Genomic DNA, 1,000 nt, shown 5'->3' with positions numbered 1-1,000 from the left:
CTAGACGAGTAGTTCCGAAGTCGGTCAGTGGTCGTAGGCGATCAGCGAGCGGGTGATGGGTCGGCCGGTGGTCCGGTTGTGCCAGATCGCGCAGGTCATCGCCAGCAGCCGCTGGCCGACGCGGGCGCCGACGCCTTCGATGGTGCGGCCGCCATGCTGTTCAAGGCCGAGCTGCCCTTTGAGGGTGTCGTTGACAGACTCGATCAGCTGGCGGACGGACTTCAGCAGTCCCTCGCCGGGGCGTGGAGCGCTGGTCCGGTAGGACGGCCGCAGCAGCTGGATGCCGTACTGGTCAAGGAAGCGGTCGAGCTCGGCGGAAACGTAGCCCTTGTCGGCGAGGATCAGCAGGCCGGGCCGTTCCCGCACGAGATCGGGCTCGGTCTCGACGAGCGCGGCCAGGACCTCGCGCTCGTCGACTTTCGGGCTGGCCAGGGCCCAGGTGACGGGCAGCCCGGCCGGGGTGCAGACCAGGTGCAGCTTCAGGCCCCAGAACCAGCGCGAGTGCGAGCGGCTGTAGCCATAGCCGGCCCAGCCCGCCAACGCCGAGCGGCCCACGGTGTCACGGGAGCGGCCGCACTCCACCGGTGTCGAGTCGGTGATCCACACCGGATCCGCCCACAGGTCGGTCGCCCTCGCCAGGTCTCGGATGGCCTGCTGGAGCAATGGCCGGGCCGCGCGCAGGCGTTTGTTGTAGCCGGGCCGGCAGGGCAGGTGGGGGAACATGCCGCGCAGGTGGGCGCGGGCGAATCGGATCCAGCGAGCCTCGGAGTGGAAGCCCAACAGCACCTGAGCCACGGCCAGGCAGACCAGCTCGGAGTCCGTCAGCCGCGGCGGTCGCCCTAACCATCGTGTTCGGGGCAGGTGATCATCGATCTGCACGTAGAGTGCCGTCAGGAGGGTGTCCAGCTCTTCGGTCGTCACAACCCGAATGCTGGACACCCTCCCCGCATGTCCGGAGCAGAACCGGCAAACCCAGCTGACTTCGGAACTACTCGTCTAG

1 protein-coding gene is annotated in these 1,000 nt (G+C 68.5%); it reads right to left on the bottom strand.

The window, feature by feature from the left end:
• Positions 1–24: 24 nt before the first annotated feature.
• The gene (locus IF30_RS0140300; protein WP_030248119.1) at positions 25–921 is read right to left on the bottom strand and encodes an IS982 family transposase; all 897 of its coding nucleotides are present in this window, start codon (positions 919–921) and stop codon (positions 25–27) included.
• Between the last annotated feature and the right edge of the window lie 79 nt (positions 922–1,000).

The organism is Streptomyces sp. NRRL S-350, from assembly GCF_000719705.1.
Lineage (GTDB): Bacteria > Actinomycetota > Actinomycetes > Streptomycetales > Streptomycetaceae > Kitasatospora.
Note: the sequence above shows the minus strand (reverse complement) of the source record. Positions and strands in the feature narration are given on the sequence as shown.